Raw genomic sequence first — 18311 nt, 5'->3', positions numbered from 1 at the left:
ATCAGCAGATAACAAACAGCTAGTGAGCTCGCTACCTAATAAAGCAATTGCCTAATAAAGCAATTGCCTAACAAAGCGAGCAAAGCTAACTCTGGACTAATATGACTGAGAATGCACTTAGCCAGATTAATTTTATCCAGTAAGAAATTCGCTGGTATAGGCCAACCTTACTTGCTATGCCAGCATCTTTTTGAGCTTGTGATTGTTTAACTGATTTTGCCATTTTTACTAAATAGTAAGTTGCCAATATCACCGTCAGTACAGACGCAATTCTAAACCATGTTGGCAGAGCTAAATTATCACCGCTAAATGCCACCAACATGGGCGCAATTAATAACGAGAGCAACATAATAAAGCCAGCCCAAGAGTGGACTTTGCAGCTGTGGGTTGGCTCCTTTGTATACGGGTCTCTATCCATAGGGAAATAGCCCGCAACCCAAGTGCCTAGGCCATGAATAATAATTAAATAGCCAGTTGACTGTATTGCTATATCGGAGCCAGCACGCGCTTGAACGTACCAGCCAAATACACAAAAAATTGCGCCTAAAGGATAGTTATTGATCAGCGGTGATAGTTTCTCTGTTGGGCTGCCAGCCGCCCCCAGTTCGCTACAGAATTGATTGCTGTGATTGTAATTGGGATAGAACTTGGCCGCGATATAAACGCCAATGGTTATCCAAATAGTCGCAATAAGCCCAGATAAACCTGCGATAACTTCTAGAGCGTTGATCAAATTTGTCTCCATACAAAACCATGAGAACCATAAAAAACTGGGTTAACTGAGCTGCAACCCAAGCGCTAGCTTCAGTTGATGTGAAATGATAACTCAAACAGTGCTCCACCTAATTCGGCATCACGTTTGATATCAATTTTTCCTTGGTAGCTAGTCACTATATCTCTGACAATCGCTAATCCGATACCATGACCCTGTTCATAGGTGTCAGCCCGCACACCGCGCTGCATAATGCTGTCCCGTTTGTGCTCAGAAATACCGACCCCGTCATCCGCTATCGATAATGTTAAATACTTGGCACTCACATTCACCGTTACCGCCACTTTTGCTGTCGCGGCTTTGTATGCGTTGTCGAGCAGATTACCAAGAATTTCCATTAAATCGGCTTCATCGCCTTTGAATTTAGCGCCGTCAGCCACTTCAACAGCGACGGTGACTGTTTTATCACGATAAATTTTTGCCATAGCTGACAATAACTTATCGATGCAAGGCTTAACATCAACACTCAAGCGCCAAGCTGACTGGCCAGCACTTTGCGCGCGCTTCAGCTGGTGTTCGACAATATGGTTAATCTTGCTGACTTCTTGCTGAATTTCACTAGACACCGCTTCGGCACTGCTAATCGTCGCTAAGGGTGTTTTTAAGCTGTGCGCTAAGTCCGCAAGCGCATTGCGGTAACGGAGTCGTTGAGTCTGCTCGTTAGCTAGCAGATTATTGAGCTGACTAATTGCTGGCTTTACCTCTATTGGGTAATCACCTGCAACTGACTCACTGTCGCCCTGCTCGATGGTTTTTAGTTCGTGAGTTAGTTGTTTTAACGGTTTTAACGTCCACGACAGCCACCACCACATCACGGCGGCAAAAACAATGGCAATAATCGCCAGCCAGATCAGCAGTTGCTGACGAAACGCTTTTTGCGCTGCCATATAATCTTGCTGGCTTTTAGCGATGTGTAAGGTTAACGGCATATCTTGGTTAAGATCGGCAAAGTTAACAGAAAAGCTGGAAACAAACATCGCTTGCTCTGCGAAAGTCACCGAGTAAAATGCCCGCTCCCCTTGCGCAGGGTAAAACAAGTTATCCATTGAGGTAATATTAAGTGCGGAGTCAGAATGCCAAATCAAGCGCTGATTTGTTGTTTCTGTAGGCGTTCCTACTATCGGTATTTGATCGGAAATAAGCGCATACAAGCCAGAGTCAATCACATTAAACTGACTTTCTTGAAAGTTGGTTGGCGTTAAAAGTTCACCGTCGATGTAATCAGTTTCAGCCAATATGCTGTAGCTATGAGCGGTTAACTCCTGTTCAACGGCTTTTAACAAATGCTTGGCAAAAGCATCATCAAGGGTAAAGCCTATAGCCGGTAGCAATACAAATAGCATTACTACGGCACTGGCGATTAGTCGGGATTTTAACGAAGGTACGTCCATCACCTACTCTTATTGGCATAAATATTGGAATAAAAATTCTGAGCTAAGTGGCATTCGCTAGCGTAAATTTGACTCGAGCACAAATTCACTCGAATACAAGTTAACTGTCACTGGTTAGCTGCCATTAGTTAACTATCAATGTTTAACTATCAATGGTGCGCAAACGATAACCTTGACCACGTAAGGTTTCGATAAAATTATGTTCACCCTCAGGGTCAAGTTTCTTACGCAAGCGCCTGACAAACACTTCAATCACATTTGAGTCTAAGTCAAAGTCTTGATCATATAAGTGTTCGGTCAAGCTCGTTTTAGAGACTACTTTGCCTTGCTGTAGCATCAGGTAAGCAATCAGTCGGTATTCATAACTACTCAGTGACACCTCTTGATCGTTAACCAATACTTGATGGCTCGCTGTATTGATACTCAGCGCGCCGCTCGTTAATACAGGGCTTGCTTGCCCTGCACTGCGGCGAATAAGTGCGTTCAGTCGAGCGTGTAATTCTTCATACTGAAATGGTTTGGTAAGGTAATCATCAGCGCCAGCGTCTAAACCTTGCACCTTATCTTGCCAGCGATCGCGCGCTGTTAGGACAATGATCGGGAACTTAATATCAAGCTCCCTAAGCTCAGTGATCAATGAAATACCATCTCTTTTCGGTAAACCAATATCAATCACTGCAGCATCGTACGGGTGCTCACTGCCAAGGTATAAGCCTTCTTCGCCATCAAATGCCGAGTCAATACTAAACCCTTGCTTAGCCAGTGAAGATTTTAAATTTTCATGTAGCTGTTGATCGTCTTCAACAAGTAATAAACGCACAGACAACTCCTCTATTACTGTGAGTGATTAAGCAAAATCCATTAGCCTTTTATTTTGCCACTACCATCAACAAAAACACTGACAATACGGCCGTCTTTTTTGATCAACTTAACGCGATAGCCATTACCGGACTGCTGCACTTTAAGTACTTTACCGCCAAAGCGCGACTGCACCTTTTTTGCCGCTTGCTGAGCCGTAACCCCTTTCGAGCGACTTTGCCCGCCTTGCTGCTTATCAAAATAAGGCTGAGCAGTCGCCGTAGGCGTAGTCGCCAACAGCAAACAGCATGAAATGAATATTAACGCCAACCTTGTCATAACAACCTTATTTTATTGCTTTATTTTACAGAGCTTATCTAATCACTTTAGTGTAAAAGAATGCAATCGCAGATGAAATGTTTTTGCCAATTTTGCCTTAGATTAGGAGAAATAAACTGAACATTTGCTGAACTCAAAGTTCAGTTTTTATTCAGTTGTGCGTTGCTTTAATAAGCCTCAATTGCAACAGGAGGCACAAGATGAATACTGAAATTACAACTCAACATTCTGCCAACAAAGCACGCCTATTGGCCATGAAAAAACAGCATAAAGGTAAGCATGCGGCAATAAAGCAGCTACTGCGCAAGCGCCAAGCTAATCGACAAGAAGTACGCTGGTTTAAATTTGTTGCTTGTATTTGGTGTTTGCTATTTATTGCACTGACTGCCGAAGCCAACGAGCAAACTCAGCATACATCTACAACCGAAGAGGCAACAATTGAAGAGACATCAACGACGCTTGCCAATCAACTGCTAGCAGCAGAGCAGCCAAGTGAGTTTCAGCAAATTAAGGTTGTTGCTGATTACACTCGCGAGCTGCAAAGTATTGATAATGATAGTAACAGCAATATCAACGGCGTTAATCAATTACCTTCAGCAGCAAATCAAAAGCTTAGTGAAGCGCCGTTGCTACCAGTTAGCACCAGAATTTCTCGTGCCGAGCATCAAGCAGCCAAAGCACTAAGCCAATTACCGACCAGTAAGCAGAAAATCGAAATAAAGGCCGCACGTAGTTTTCGTCAAGAATTTAGTATATTTGACGCTGTTACGCGCTTGTTTGATGACATTGACGCCGACGGATTCTTTCGCACCTTTAGCGTGACTTTCGATGCCGATGTTTATACCTACAATGGTGTTAATGAAGCATTGGTATACGCCGATATCTATCTTCGCCAAAACGGCAGAGACTGGGAATACTTCTACTCGACCGATAACTTTATGATCTTTGGTGAGTCAACTGACGACCAATACGAAGTATTAAGCACGTTAGCCAGTGGCTACCAAACAGATCACTATGATGTGCTCATTGACCTTTACCAAGTGGGTTACAGCAATATTGTTGCCACCTACAGCAGTGATGACAGCAGCAGTTTATACGCTTTACCGCTTGAAAGTGAAAACTACGATGTTTATTACGAAGAAGAAATTCATGTCCATGGCGGCAGTTTTGCATGGTTTGGCCTAGCCATCATTGGAGCAATGCTGTGGCGACGCCGTTCACAGTATTAATGAAAGTTGAAATACTTGCGCTGGCGAATACCAAGTTAGTTTGAAAACTTAGGCCGGAATATTATATATTCAGTGTAGTTGTAGACTCGATTGAAAATTAGATTGTAAAGTGGGCTGCTAAGTGAGTGCCGCTAGAAAAATTGCAGGCATTAGGCACTTACTCATGCAAGCATAACCACAAGCACAATTACCCTAGGATTATTTGAATACCAATAAGGATAGCTAGCATGTCTGCCTCGGCAATTGCGTTAACCGCATATATCACTGCGCTTGGCGAAAGCATACAAGACGTAAATGATCAGCGCTTATCACTCACAGAAACATCGCTGACAATTGAATACCAAGACACTCATATTCCGTTTAGTCATAGTCAATGGCGAGTACTTAATCACACGGTATGCTTTGATAACGACCGTAACTCACCTGAATATTCTGACTGTACCGTTAAGGCCAAGTCATTATTCAATCAAATATGTTCGGCACTATCCAATCGCACAAGCCCGTACTGGCATCATCAAAATTATAAGGAAATGTATTGTCAGGCTGCGGTTAACTTCCAACCTATGGTAGCCACTATCTCTTATGGCGACAGCACGCAATTATCGGCACAAGAGAAAAAATGTAATCAACTGATTTTAAAAGCACTTGTTAACCAAGACGCCAAATCAATTCAAGAAAAAAATGCTGCTTGTGACGCTGTTCATAGTAAATCTCAAGCGCCAGTTGTCAATAAGCCCGAGTAAAGCACTCAGGCACTAAATTAGGTCCAGCTAGCTACTCTTGACTAACTTTTGTTAACGAAAAGCCCTTAACTAACCTTTGTTAACTCACTAGGCTAAGCCCTGGTAACGTAATTTCGAAGCGAGCGCCTACTGGCGAGTTTTGTAATTGAATTCGACCATTGAGCACGTTACCCATTAAGCTGCCCACTGTTGTCAAACCCAAGCCAATCTTGTTGCTATTGCGCTGCGTGGTATAGAAAGGTTCAAAAACTTTATCGCTATGTTGCTGATCAATACCACAACCATCATCTTGATAGTTAATAACAATTTCATTGCCTTTGCGTATCGCACTAATGTGAATATTGCCCTGTGCTTTGCCAATAAAGCCATGGGCCAATGAGTTTTCAATTAGCTGATAGAACACTTGCCACAAACACTCTTTCACACAAGTGATAGGCAATTCCTGCGAGTCAATAAACAATTGATGATCGCCTAATACGCTATGCAAACTTGCCTTAACTTCCGCAAAAAAAGTGCTCAATTCAAACGTTTGTTGAACATCACTGACTTGCTTGGCATCCAGCTGCTGGAATTGGCTCAGCAGCGAATCTGCTTTAATGAGGTTTTTCTTATTAATTTCAGAAAGCTGATGCAGTTGTGTAAGGTGCTCTTCAAATGCGCGGCGAGACATAACACCGTTTTCTAGCGCATCAAACAACTTCTCAATTTTATCAACAATCGCGCTAACCGTGGTCAAGCTATTGCCAATTGGCGTGCTAATTTCATGGGCAAAACCACACAATAACGCATTAGTGGTTAGCATTTTCTCTTCTTCAATTCGCTCAATTTGCTGTCGAGCTTGTCGTTCGATACGATTGGCAAGTGCTTTATTTGTCGCTTCAAGTTCGCTGGTGCGTTCATCAACCGTCAAACTCAATTTCGTATTGGCATCCAACAATTGCTGACGATTATAATCGTTCTCAAAAACAACCGCGGCGAGGTTGGCGCTTAACTCAATAAACTGAATATCTTCATCAGTAGGCTTGCAAGGTGTGCTGTAATACATTGCAAAAGTGCCATATACACGACCATCTTGACCAATAATCGGCTCAGACCAACATGATTGTAAACCAGCTTCTAGCGCCAAACCCTTGAATTGCACCCAGTATGGATGCGTATTGATGTCTTCAACGATGACGCGCTGCTCAATAAAAGCGGCTGTACCACATGAACCTACGCCCATACCAATGGTAGTGCCATTTAACGCTTCGCAATAAAAATCAGGCAGTGAAGATGAAGCAACGGAGTGCAAGGTTTTCGCTTCGTTATCCAGCAATAGCACCGAACAGTACATATTGGGGTTATACACTTGTGCTTTATGGCATAAAGTATTTAGCACAGAATCAAGCGAATCACCCGATGCCACCATGCGTAAAACTTCATTGCGCCCTTCTTCAAGCTCCATAGCTCGTTGCCAATAGGCAAGTTGTTCATTTAATGAGGCGGTATTGATTGGGCGTCGAATTTGGGTCATGGCTACAACTTAAGGTTACTACTTAACACACAGCAATTTGCTAGGCTCACATCCTAGCACTTTAGCGGATTTTAAATCTACCTTCACCAACAACACTATTTTATTTTGATATAAATCAATCGATTAACTTATTATTAGGCTAATTTCCTGTGAGCGTGACAAATGCAGTTCGAATATTGCTTTTTATAAACTTTTCAAGCATTTGCTAACTCAATACCACCAATAACGAACAGCAGCATATTTACAGGTGGCAGCAATCAGTTACAGTAGCTAACTTTTCTTCTGCTCAGGCTTTGTATTCTGAGACTTTGCTTGCTGTAAACATTGAGCTTGACGATTTTCGCGAGTAACCAGTAAAAAAGTAAGATACATTTTGGTGGGTAAACTAAATATTAAACCAAGTGCAATACATGCGGCACTAAGTACCATACCTGTAACTCCCATGGTCTGAGAAATATTAGTATAACTGATCAAGTAGTGGCCAAGTAACAACAGGCAAATACCAATAAGAATACAAATTTTAAGAACTTTTATGGTTTTTTCTTCGGACATAAGCTTCTCTCCACACGCCCTTCTAAATCACCATAACATAAGCCTGTTTAGTGACTTTGATTCATATCATCTTATTGATCTTTTCCGAATTCGCGCCATATTACTCAATAACTTCGCTCAATAATTTCTAACTTTCTGCTCAAAGGATGCGCCATGTTAAATTTTAGCTACAGCAATAACACCTGTATTCATTTTGGTACACAGCAAATTGCTAAACTTGCTTCTGCCATTGATAAAAACCACAAAGTACTGCTGGCTTATGGCGGCGGTAGTATCAAAAGTAACGGCGTACATCAGCAAGTTTGTGACGCCCTAGCAGAACACCAAGTTGTTGAATTTTCAGGAATAGAACCTAACCCAAGTTACGAAACAACAATGAAAGCTGTTGAGCTGGTCAAATCAGAGCAAGTTGACTTTATTCTTGCCGTCGGTGGCGGCTCAGTCATTGATGGCGGTAAATTCATTGCCGCAGCAGCAAAATTTGACGGTGAACCTTGGGACATTCTCGCCAAAAATGCCAAAGTGGCTGATGCTGTGCCACTAGGTGTCGTACTCACTTTACCGGCAACCGGCTCTGAATCGAACAGCTTCGCGGTCGTTTCGAAATTAGCAACGAAAGACAAATTCGCCTTTGGCTCACCACTGGTACAGCCCAAATTCGCAATTTTAGACCCAAGCGTGATGGCAAGCCTGCCAGAACGTCAAATCACCAATGGTATTGTTGATGCGTTTGTTCACGTAATGGAGCAATATCTGACGTATAGCGTTAATGCCAAAGTCCAAGACAGATTTGCCGAAGGTATATTGCAAACACTGATTGAAGAAGGCCCTAAAATGTTCGCTGAGCCCGATGCAGACACGCGCGCCAATGTGATGTGGAGTGCGACTATGGCGCTTAATGGCTTAATTGGTGCTGGCGTGCCACAAGACTGGTCAACCCATGGCATTGGCCATGAAATTACTGCGTTATACGGCCTAGATCACGCACAAACATTAGCGATTATTTTACCAAGAATGATGTGGGAAATGCGCGAGGAAAAACAAGCGAAGTTGCTGCAATTTGCACGCAGGATTTGGCACATTGAAGAAGAAAACGCCGACGATGCAATTCGTCTTGCCATTGCTAAAACCGAGCAGTTTTTCCAACAAGTAAAAATGAAAACGCGATTAAGTGACTATCAACTTGAAAGTGAAGTTGTTGATGCTTTAGTAGCGCAATTAGAGCGCCATGGTCAAACTGCGATGGGCGAAACCAAAGCGGTTACCATAGAACGTAGCCGAAAAATTATTGAGCTAAGCCTATAATAATAGGAAGTAGCTAATAAGCGCTTTGTTAAAACATGACTCTTAACAAAAGCGCTTTGCTCACCTTTTCTAGCTAAATAAAAGTGGCTTTATCAAGCTGTATGCAATTACCCACATAATCACAGCAATTATTAGGTTAATAGCTCGCTGCACATGCGCTTGAGCCAACCACGGTGAAAGTTTAGCTGCACCAAGTGATAAGGCGTAAAACCAAGCCAAAGACGCCAATATCGTGCCTAACCAAAAAATGTACTTATCATCCCCTTGGTATTGACCACTGATACTGCCAATAATCACCACAGTATCTAGGTAAACATGTGGGTTTAATAAGGTTACTGCTAACGTTGTAAAAATCACCACCTTTCGTTTACTTGGAGCGGCACTTTTAGCCGCTTCAACCGCTTGCGCATTGATTGCGTCACGAAAAAACATTGCCCCGTAAACACTAAGAAAGATAACGCCTGCCCAAGTAATAACTTGGTAGGCTAAATCGTTACTTGCAATCAAAGCTCCACCACCAAACACGCCTAACGACATCAATAAAAAGTCACAAACAATACAAACCGTTGCTGCAGTTAAGTGATGATTTTTCTTAATTGATTGGCTCAGCACATACGAGTTTTGTGCGCCAAGCGGCATAATTAGCCCCAACGTAATAACAAAGCCTTTGGCTAAGGTAGTAAACATATTTATTTCAAACCAAGAGTAATTTCGAGATGTGTGAACAATAAGCCTCGCCATAAGTTAAGTAAAATTAATAAATTTAATTTATCATTAACTTTATTAATACTATTGTTAAAACTATTGCTAATATCGGTTTAGATACATCACGTTTTCACGATTAGGCTGTCACTGCGATGAAATTACAATTTGATTATAAATTACTGGCCGCGCTTGAAGCCGTAATTGCCGAACAGAGCTTTGAAAAAGCGGCTGACAAGCTTGCCATTACGCAATCAGCAATCTCTCAGCGCATTAAACAGCTAGAACAACATGTTGCACAGCCCGTAATTATTCGAACCAGCCCGCCGGTGGCGACAAGTATTGGCGAAAAGCTGCTCAAGCACTACAAACAGGTTAGCTTGCTGGCACAAGAGCTAGTGCAAGAAATACTGCCAAATGATCAACAAGAAGCGCTGAGTATTTCAATTGCGATTAACGCCGACACCCTCGCCAGCTGGTTTATTCCAGCCATAACACCGTTACTAAAACAAGAAGCTATTGTATTAGATTTACATATTGCCAACGAAGCGGACACCCAGTCATTACTCACCAAAGGCAAGGTTTTCGCCGCCATTAGTAACCAAGCGAAAAGTGTTGCAGGTTGTAAGGTTGAGCATTTAGGGCAACTAAACTATTTACTGTGCGCCAGCCCAGAATTTACCCAACGCTATTTTCAAGATGGGCTAACACAAAATGCCTTGTGCAAAGCGCCTGCTGTAACCTTTGATGCCAGCGACAATATGCACCACCAATATCTGAATGAACAATTTGGCATGAATAAAGGACAATACCCTTGCCACCGCGTCGGTTCTTCAGAGGCATTTGTGCACTTTACCTTGTCTGGCCTTGCTTATTCATTGCTGCCGATCACCCAAGCAAAGCCCTATTTAGCCAGTGGTGAATTAATTAGCCTTGCCCCCAAAAAGCAGCTAATACAGCAACTTTATTGGCATAGCTGGGTGCTGGAGCGCGGCAGTTACAAGCGAGTCACAGAGCATGTGGTTGATTATGCTAAGCAGATACTCATTGCTAGCTCGCACTAGTTGGGTGCCATTTATCAAAGCAAGCTAAGAAAAGTAAACCCAGAAAAGTAAATTTATGTAAAGGCTGAATAGCTTTTTCAACAATCGAGGTCTTTAAGTCAAATTTTTGAAATAGTGAAAAATATGACAACTCCCCTCAACAAACTAATTTATGTGTTGTTATTAGTTGCTTCTGGACTGATGGCAGTTAGTACCCTATTGATTGGCAGTGATGCCAGCATAACCCGCGTAACAGACTTCTTTGGCCTTTCAGGTGGCTTTATCTCAGCAAATGGCCACATCATAGCAGCATTGGGTTTTGCCCTTATCTCAATGCTAGCTTTGCTTGTACTTGTCAAACCAGAGCACAAAAAACTGAGCCAATTAACGGGGCTTGCGTTAGTCGTTATTAGCCTAGTGCCTTTAATCAGCTTGTTCAGTGAGCAGCGCTGGATCGCATCACTTGGTGGCTTCCCTGCAATTGGCTCTGGTCAAGGCATTATCAAATACTTTGCATTGCTCGCGCTGGGTATTCACTTGCTTGCTGAAGATAAATTAACTCTAACTCAACAACGCTTAGTGCAAATTTTACCTGTTGTGCTGGTATTGCTATGGATTGGCGGCATGAAATTTACTGAGCTAGAAGCGAAAGGAATTGAGCCACTGGTTGCCAGCTCGCCACTGATGAGCTGGATGTACCAAGTATGGTCGGTACAAACCACCTCTAATATCATCGGTGTATACGACTTAATTGCGCTGGCAGCATTGTTACTGTCATTGCGAATTCACGCTTTATTTATTCCGGCTGTGTTGATGTCTGGTGCGGTAATGCTGACCACGCAGAGCTTTTTATTCACTTGGCCTGACGCCCTATCAGCCGAATCCCTTTTGTCATCAGGCGGTCAATTTCTGATTAAAGATTTATGGTATTTGGCGAATTTGGTGTTTTACTACCAGCTAACAAAATTAGCACGCATCATTGAGTAAAAAGTGAAGTAGAAAAATACGCTAAAAAAGGCTTAGCTGTTGTTTAAAAGTAAGTAACTTAAAACTTGCAAGCTAAGCCTTTTGTTTCTCTATTCGAAAGCCTATTCTAAAATCTATTGAAAAATCGTGTATTCGAAAACCAATAATTAACTTAGTTAGCCAAACATACCTTTTAAGCTGTCGGCAAAGGCAACAAAGCGTTCCTTCAATGATTTTTTCAACTTGATATCAATACCACCAAAAATCACCAATCCTTCAATCACTAGTGTTGGGCCATCATTGGAAACCATGGTATTGGATTTATTATCAATACCGCCAAAAATGCAAAACGCTTTAGTAACTACGTTTACACCTTCAGGAATATAAATATCGTCGCCACTGAATAAGCTAAAAATTTTAACGTGAGTTTGTCGATAGCTAAATTGCGCTTGGCTAAAGTCAATATCGGAGCCAGAGAATATACTCAACACGCGAATTTCTTTTGCGACTTTCCATGCGCCAGAGCGATCGCTACCACCAAATATACTCACTAAGGTATCGCGCTCAGCGGCTGGGTCGTTATCAAAGCTAAAGCCCAAATCTTGCTTTTTCGAATCGACGTACTCTTTATCAACGGCCAGGTCTAAATCGGCAGCTTGCTGAAAAATTTCCTCGTTATCATCACTTTCCATCGCAATATCCAAACGCCGCTCAAATGCTTCATAGCTCAGCTCGCCATGGCTGTAATTCATTATCAATTTATCAATCACTTCATCACGAACGGTTTGCGTAGGTCTGTCTTGAATGGCAACTGGCATAATCATTCCTTTACTTATTTAAGCTGATTTTAGGTTACAGCAATATTTGATAGCTTGAGAATTAAGCAACACTTAGACCAACAACATTATTACCTAATTTTCAATAAGTTAACTATTTCCAAAACAACTAAACCTAATAGGTTTTTTACGTTTTTTGGTCAATTTGACCACTTTATTCGTTTACTAGCATATTCTGAACAGGCCACTTTCAAGCTTTCATTAAATCAATTAGGCCCTGTTTAAAACGAGGAAAAATGCTTTGACTATCAGCACCTTCTTGTTCTTCAATACATATCACACCAGTACCGAGATCGTTTGCACCATACTCCCCTAAACTGCCAGGCGTTGGGTAACCAATATCAGGTTGCAATGGATAGCCAGAAGACTCAGCTAGCATGTTAGCTGCAGATTTCGCACTTTCACCAGTATAAACAATTGATGGTTGCCAACTATGAAAATGCACAATTAACCTTGGCTTGGTTTGTTCAATTAGCGTTACGAGCGCACTAATTTCAGGCTCAGAAGCTGGCGCAGTGCCTGGAAAATAGCGCTCATCTTCAAACGCTGGGCTCCAACACTTTGATGGGTAATTGCGATTTAAATCAACCCCTCGGCCATTAGTGCGTTTATTGCGCTGATAGCCATCAGGGTTCAAGCAAGGAATTAGCAGCCATGGCGGCGATATATTTTCTGATTTCAGCCACGCTAGCCATTCATTGGCGAGTACCACGCCTTCGGGCTCATCGCCATGTACGCCACCAATAAAAAGCACAGGTGATGCAGCTGACAATTGCTCAGGGGCAGCGCTGCCATAAAGCGAGATAGTTTGCCCAAGGACAGAACTTGCCCAGTTCGTTTGCTGCCAAATATTCTTAGTTCCACCTACAGTCGGCGGCTTTGAACTTATCGTCATGGAGTGTTACTTATTGCAGCAGCGGATGGTTATCCGGCAATTGATTCATTATCCATTTAACTAAGCGTTTCTTAATGTTAAGTAGGTTTTCATCCTGCGCTGGCAATGGAATAACCAACTTGTCATTAACCAAAAGCCGATAAATACACTCAATTTTTACATCGTGAGAGTCAGACGCGCTAAATTGCTGATAGCCACGCTTTTTCGCGTAAGTTTCGCCTACCGTTAGTGCTTTTTTTAGCAGCTCTTTCTCATGTTTAATTTTTTTCATTGTTATTCCTTAACTACTTTTTGCCCAGCATACTGATGCGCTAATCACCAATCACGAGGCGCTTGTTCAACACATTTCACACAAAACAGCGAAAACCCTAATTTGCTTGCTCGCCCTTGCTCTGTCGTTACCCATTCACGAACTGTCCACGGCGGCTGGTGGCGAACATGTTGATTATGACCGCAGGCTAAACGTGCCACCCAGTGCTGCTCTTCGTCTTGATGATAACCAACAATCGGTTGTTGCATTGTGCCTTGTACCTAAAAAAATATACCTAAAAAATATACCTAACAAATTGATTACAAAATCAGTTTATACAAACTATCAGTGAACAAACATTAGCAGGAGAATCAGAGATATGGAATGAAAAGGAGAAAAGTGTTGAGTTAGAAGTTATCAGCAAAAAACAAAGCCTAATTTGGGTGTCAATCACATTAAATTTTGATGAATAGCTCTAAATATCGTCTGAAAGGCAGTTATAAGCGATAAACGGACGTTAAAATCATTCTATTTAAGACTCATAAATTTCAAAACTTCTCCACTCATAATTCCTAGATGCTTACTAACATTCAGAAATCATTAGTTACTTTAACAGTCACACGAATGCTATAGTTGCAATCGCCTAACGGCGAAATACAAATGATTTTACTAGGTAATTTTTTGAACACGATTGTAATTCAATCCTAGCAACATTCGATTGCTAGATTTTACTTCCCTCGAAAACACTGTTGTTTTTGAGAAGCTTTTTATTGTCAAAATATGAGTAAACACAATTGAAAACACATACATATATTCGTGCAATGAATCCGTCTGATTTACCAGCAGTAAAGTTAATTGTTGAAGATAACCAAATGTTCCCATCTGAGTTTTTAGATGAAATGAGCCAAGCATTTTTCGGTAAAGAATCAGAAGAAAAATGGTTTGTTACTGAAGATTCAAACAAGCAAATCCTGGCATTAGCCTATTGCGCCCCTGAAAAGATGACAGAAGGAACTTGGAATCTGCTTTTAATCGCTGTATTGAAAAAGCATCAAGGTAGTGGTGTGGGTAAACAGCTCATGCAATATGTTGAGTCAATACTTATCGAGCAAAAAGTTAGAATCTTGCTGGTTGAGACGTCAGGGCTTCCAGGCTATGAATTAACTCGTGAGTTCTACCCCAAGTGCGGCTACACGCAAGTCGCAGTTATCCCTGAGTATTACGACAAGGGAGACGATAAAGTTGTGTTTTGGAAATCACTAACTTAGAACGGCAAATTTAAGGCACTTTATTAATAGTGCCTTTTTTTTTAACAATCGCTTTTTCTTGTTTGCTATGGATAGGGCTTAAAGTTACAAGACTGTAAATGGCATTTTAGCGGAGTTCGACTTAGAGCGAAGAACGGACATTGACCTAGAAATTATTGAGAATTATCTGCAAATCCCCCAAGAACACATCGCAACAGCAGTTAACACAATGAAATTGTTGAATAAAAATGGTATTTACCATGAAGTCTCTGTAATATCTCGACAAAGATAAATAAGTACTTTCATTTCTTAGGTAAGAAATTGAATTAACTGAGGTTTATGGTTGCTTAATTAGATAATCGTAGTCGGTATTACTGAGATGTCTACAAACTAAACTATTATGCATATAAGGAGTAAAATGCGAGTTTTTGGAGAAATAAAAGGAGTAAACCCCGGCGATTTATTTGAAAATCGTATAGCTCTGAGAGAAGCAGGGATTCACCCTCCAAATCAAAAAGGTATTAGTGGTTCTTCATTCGTAGGTGCTGATTCTATAGTCCTTTCAGGTGGTTACGAAGATGATGAAGATTACGGTGATGTAATAATTTATACAGGTGCTGGTGGTCAAGAAAACAATAAGCAGATTGCAGATCAAAAGCTAGAAGGTGCAAATTTAGCATTAGCTAAAAGCAAAATAGAAAACCTCCCCGTTAGGGTAACACGCGGATACAATCACAAACACGACTTAAGCCCAACTAAAGGTTATCGATATGCTGGTTTATATTATGTTGATAGTTATTGGTGCGAGACAGGAAAGTCAGGATATAAGGTTTGGAGGTATAGGTTAATTGCTCAAAAATCATTCACGGTTGAGCACGCGTTAAATGAGCCAACCGGTGAATATTACGTACCGGGGCGAAAGCCTTCAATAGTTAACCGCATAGTGAGAAATTACCAAAAAGCTCAAAACGTAAAATCATGGTACGGGCACCAATGTCAAGTGTGTGGAATAGCAGTTGAAACTAGTGCAGGTTTATATGCTGAAGCTGCACATATTAAGCCTTTAGGTGAACCGCATAACGGACCTGACATAGAAAGCAACCTTTTATGTCTATGTCCAAATCATCATGTAATGTTTGATAATGGTGGCTTTGCAATAAATGACAATTTAGAGCTTATTGGTATTGAAGGTAAGCTCCGACTTGCCAAAAAGCATCGTATTGATTTTGAATTCATAAAATACCATCGAGAGCAATATCTTAAAAATACATAATAATGCAATCAAACGGAATTATAGAAGCTGGCTCGCTGCTTCGCGCTAAGCATAGCTACCTTCTATAATCCATTTATTGTGGTGTTATCAAAGTCCACTTTTAGCACAAATCCAATGACCAGATTTGATTGCTCTCTAACAATCGATTCTAACTCAGATTTATTCAGCTAAGCTGAGCTAAGCAACAGGTGTGCTCCCTGCCCATCCTTGGGCAGTTAACTCCTGTAGAAGCACGGGTCGCTAGTAAATCGGTATATGATGCAAGTATTAGAAGCTATAGCTCACTTGCGCTGAAACATTGCGGCCAGCTTGAGTGTATTGGTTCAAGTTGGCATTCGCTGCTTGCCCCGCAATACTGCTGTAAGGGGTATATTCTTTATCAAACGCATTGGTAATTGCCATATCTAACGTCCAGTTAGCCACTTGGTAGCGCGCAAATAAGTCAACTAGTCCATAACCCGCTGCCGTGGCTAAGTCGTTTCCTTGGCTATCGGTTGGTAAGTCTGTCATGCGTTTCGCTAATCGCCATGCGGCTGTTAACTGCCAGTCATTTAAGTCGTAGTTCACACGAATATTACCGTTTAACGGGTTTACTGTGGTTAACGCTTGGTCGGTTTCTTTATTTTCACCGTCTGCATATGCCGCACTTATCGCGACTGACAAGCTGTCGTTAAACCAATATTCACCTTCTAACTCAACCCCTTGAATTTCAGTTTCGCTAACATTTTGGTATTGGAATAAGCTTTTGCTTACACCTGGGATAAAGGTTGGCTCAGTGCCAACAAGCTTAGTTTCAATAAAGTTGTCGAATTGGCTGTAGAACGCAATGGCATTAAAGCGCCAGTCATCATTACCAGCACGTAAGCCAAGTTCAAATGAGTCGCTCTCTTCAGCGTCAAGATCATTATTCGGTAAAATTTGGTAGAAAGGCTCTACCCCATGGCTTTGATACGCTTGATCATGTGGCGGAATTTTAAAGCCAGCAACATATTGCGCATAAACAGAGACTTGCTCATTTAACTGATAGATTGCCGCCAGCTTAGGTGAAAGCGCGGTTTCACTGTAATCATCTAACTCTGCGGTGTTAAAGAATTCGTTACTTTTCGCTTCTAAGTTGTAGTAATCAAAGCGAGCACCTGCCACCAAAGACAGGCCCGAATCATTAAATTTAATCGTGTCTTGTAAAAACACCCCAGCTAACGTGGTATCTGCACCAGGAAAGGCTTTTTGCGGCTCGTTGCTAAACTCTGCGCTGCCGTCTGCGCCAACGCGGGTTTTAAAGCGCGGTCTTAGCGTGTCGTATTGATCGTAATCTAGGCCGTAAACCAGTTGGTGACTAACATTATCTTGTGCGATTTGTTTGGCGAATACGTTGCGTAAACCAACAATGTCTTGCTCAAAATCGTAAGCATTGTAGTCTAGCGACGCACTGCCTCGCACCGCTCTAACTTGCTCACTTTCTTGTTCATAGCGGCTGAAATACGCCTGACTTTGCCAGCTATCGTACCAAGCTGTTTTCGCTGTTGAATGAAAATCAACACTTACCGCCCAGCTGGTATCATCATTTTCGGTACTATTGGTGGCACTAACAATTTGGTCAACATTTTGCTGATAATAATCCAAGGTAAATTTAATGCTGTGATCGTTATCTAGCTGCTTAAAGGTTTTTAGCAATAACGAGCGGCCATCACTGTCGTAACCGGGTAATTCCTCATCAAAGTTTTGTACTTCACTGCCGCTTTGTATGCCAACTACGGCACTTGTCGCCCAGTCACCTAGGTAAGTAGCACCAGTTAAGTTAAATTCCGTTTGCTCGCTTTCACCTTGATAACCCGCACTTAACGCTAAGTGTTGTTTTTCAACGCCAAGGTAGTCTAGTGGGTCTTTAGTGCTGATCACCACAATACCGCCTAAACCATCAGAGCCATACAATGATGAGGCCGCACCTTTAGCGACTTCAACTTGTTTAATGCTGTAACTGTCAAAATAGCCACGTCCAACAATTAACGAACCACCTCCGGCATAAGCATCGTTGGTGCGACGACCATCTTTAATGTAGACCAAGCGGTTGCCGCCAACACCGCGCACAGTAATACCTTGTGCCTGTGCGCCATTACCTTCAACGCTAATACTTGGATCGTAACGGAACATAGTATTTAGGTTAGTGATTAATTGGCGTTCAATATCTTCTTCGGTCACAACGGTAACACTACCGGCAACATCACCCAAGTTTTGCTCGATGCGGGCGCCAGAGACGATAATATGTTCGACGATGGCATCATCGTCTTCTGCGAATGCAGTAGGCGCTAAAACGCTGGTTGCACCCGCAAGCGCAAGTGCCAAAGGAGATAGTGAAAAAAGTGACTTATGTTTATGTTGTTTCATGATAATTCGTTAATTTATTGTTGTTATCGCGATGAGTGTTTGCTGTGTTGTTATTAACTTTGCTCATCAGCC

19 protein-coding genes are annotated in these 18311 nt (G+C 41.8%); 7 read left to right on the top strand and 12 right to left on the bottom strand.

Going from position 1 to position 18311, the window contains the following annotated elements:
* Positions 1-85: 85 nt before the first annotated feature.
* From ACSLUR_RS05255 to ACSLUR_RS05240, 4 genes are all read right to left on the bottom strand, one after another.
* Complete coding sequence (locus tag ACSLUR_RS05255; RefSeq protein ID WP_448552461.1) at positions 86-733, bottom strand: DUF998 domain-containing protein; 648 nt, start codon at positions 731-733, stop codon at positions 86-88.
* A 71-nt stretch (positions 734-804) separates the two neighbouring features.
* Positions 805-2163 carry an ATP-binding protein gene (locus tag ACSLUR_RS05250; protein ID WP_448552459.1) on the bottom strand — a complete coding sequence of 453 codons (1359 nt, stop codon included), beginning with the start codon at positions 2161-2163 and terminating at the stop codon, positions 805-807.
* Between the two features lie 142 nt (positions 2164-2305).
* Entirely contained in the window at positions 2306-2983 is a 678-nt protein-coding gene (locus ACSLUR_RS05245; RefSeq protein WP_448552457.1) for a response regulator transcription factor, read from the bottom strand.
* Positions 2984-3024: 41 nt separating this feature from the next.
* Positions 3025-3258, bottom strand: a complete 234-nt coding sequence (locus ACSLUR_RS05240; protein ID WP_448552455.1) for a PepSY domain-containing protein — start codon at positions 3256-3258, stop codon at positions 3025-3027.
* A 242-nt stretch (positions 3259-3500) separates the two neighbouring features.
* On the opposite strand from ACSLUR_RS05240, the gene ACSLUR_RS05235 reads away from it, so the two are divergent.
* A complete protein-coding gene (locus tag ACSLUR_RS05235) occupies positions 3501-4529 on the top strand; it encodes a choice-of-anchor H family protein (RefSeq protein WP_448552453.1) in 1029 nt (342 codons plus the stop codon).
* Positions 4530-4756: 227 nt separating this feature from the next.
* Positions 4757-5272 (top strand): hypothetical protein, encoded by a 516-nt coding sequence (locus tag ACSLUR_RS05230; RefSeq protein WP_448552451.1) that lies wholly within the window; start codon positions 4757-4759, stop codon positions 5270-5272.
* 79 nt (positions 5273-5351) lie between these two features.
* Here ACSLUR_RS05230 and ACSLUR_RS05225 read toward each other — a convergent pair whose 3' ends face one another.
* Both ACSLUR_RS05225 and ACSLUR_RS05220 read right to left on the bottom strand, forming a co-directional pair.
* The gene (locus tag ACSLUR_RS05225) at positions 5352-6785 is read right to left on the bottom strand and encodes a GAF domain-containing sensor histidine kinase (RefSeq protein ID WP_448552449.1); all 1434 of its coding nucleotides are present in this window, start codon (positions 6783-6785) and stop codon (positions 5352-5354) included.
* A gap of 270 nt (positions 6786-7055) precedes the next feature.
* A complete protein-coding gene (locus ACSLUR_RS05220; protein WP_116014172.1) occupies positions 7056-7337 on the bottom strand; it encodes a hypothetical protein in 282 nt (93 codons plus the stop codon).
* 153 nt (positions 7338-7490) lie between these two features.
* On the opposite strand from ACSLUR_RS05220, the gene ACSLUR_RS05215 reads away from it, so the two are divergent.
* Complete coding sequence (locus ACSLUR_RS05215; RefSeq protein WP_448552446.1) at positions 7491-8642, top strand: iron-containing alcohol dehydrogenase; 1152 nt, start codon at positions 7491-7493, stop codon at positions 8640-8642.
* Positions 8643-8711: 69 nt separating this feature from the next.
* Here ACSLUR_RS05215 and ACSLUR_RS05210 read toward each other — a convergent pair whose 3' ends face one another.
* Positions 8712-9329 carry a LysE/ArgO family amino acid transporter gene (locus ACSLUR_RS05210; RefSeq protein WP_448552444.1) on the bottom strand — a complete coding sequence of 206 codons (618 nt, stop codon included), beginning with the start codon at positions 9327-9329 and terminating at the stop codon, positions 8712-8714.
* A gap of 170 nt (positions 9330-9499) precedes the next feature.
* On the opposite strand from ACSLUR_RS05210, the gene ACSLUR_RS05205 reads away from it, so the two are divergent.
* Together ACSLUR_RS05205 and ACSLUR_RS05200 are read left to right on the top strand one after the other, a co-directional pair.
* The gene (locus ACSLUR_RS05205; protein ID WP_448552442.1) at positions 9500-10408 is read left to right on the top strand and encodes a LysR family transcriptional regulator ArgP; all 909 of its coding nucleotides are present in this window, start codon (positions 9500-9502) and stop codon (positions 10406-10408) included.
* Positions 10409-10531: 123 nt separating this feature from the next.
* On the top strand, positions 10532-11374 hold the full coding sequence (locus ACSLUR_RS05200) for a DUF417 family protein (protein ID WP_448552440.1): 843 nt from the start codon (positions 10532-10534) through the stop codon (positions 11372-11374).
* 155 nt (positions 11375-11529) lie between these two features.
* On the opposite strand, the gene ACSLUR_RS05195 is transcribed toward ACSLUR_RS05200, so the two are convergent.
* The 4 genes from ACSLUR_RS05195 to ACSLUR_RS05180 form a co-directional block, all read right to left on the bottom strand.
* Entirely contained in the window at positions 11530-12171 is a 642-nt protein-coding gene (locus tag ACSLUR_RS05195) for a LiaF domain-containing protein (RefSeq protein ID WP_115999713.1), read from the bottom strand.
* A 208-nt stretch (positions 12172-12379) separates the two neighbouring features.
* Positions 12380-13084, bottom strand: a complete 705-nt coding sequence (locus ACSLUR_RS05190; RefSeq protein ID WP_448552437.1) for a DUF2817 domain-containing protein — start codon at positions 13082-13084, stop codon at positions 12380-12382.
* A 10-nt stretch (positions 13085-13094) separates the two neighbouring features.
* Complete coding sequence (locus ACSLUR_RS05185; protein ID WP_115999711.1) at positions 13095-13355, bottom strand: DUF5062 family protein; 261 nt, start codon at positions 13353-13355, stop codon at positions 13095-13097.
* Between the two features lie 44 nt (positions 13356-13399).
* A complete protein-coding gene (locus ACSLUR_RS05180) occupies positions 13400-13603 on the bottom strand; it encodes a DUF3565 domain-containing protein (protein WP_448552435.1) in 204 nt (67 codons plus the stop codon).
* A 525-nt stretch (positions 13604-14128) separates the two neighbouring features.
* Here ACSLUR_RS05180 and ACSLUR_RS05175 point away from each other — a divergent pair.
* Both ACSLUR_RS05175 and ACSLUR_RS05170 read left to right on the top strand, forming a co-directional pair.
* On the top strand, positions 14129-14602 hold the full coding sequence (locus ACSLUR_RS05175) for a GNAT family N-acetyltransferase (protein WP_448552433.1): 474 nt from the start codon (positions 14129-14131) through the stop codon (positions 14600-14602).
* 397 nt (positions 14603-14999) lie between these two features.
* Positions 15000-15854, top strand: a complete 855-nt coding sequence (locus ACSLUR_RS05170; RefSeq protein WP_448552430.1) for a YDG/SRA domain-containing protein — start codon at positions 15000-15002, stop codon at positions 15852-15854.
* A gap of 267 nt (positions 15855-16121) precedes the next feature.
* On the opposite strand, the gene ACSLUR_RS05165 is transcribed toward ACSLUR_RS05170, so the two are convergent.
* Complete coding sequence (locus ACSLUR_RS05165) at positions 16122-18239, bottom strand: TonB-dependent receptor, heme/hemoglobin family (RefSeq protein ID WP_448552428.1); 2118 nt, start codon at positions 18237-18239, stop codon at positions 16122-16124.
* Positions 18240-18311: the final 72 nt, after the last annotated feature.

This window comes from Thalassotalea montiporae, assembly GCF_053485855.1.
The sequence above is the reverse complement of the archived record's forward strand: the minus strand, read 5'-3'. Positions and strand labels throughout refer to the sequence as shown.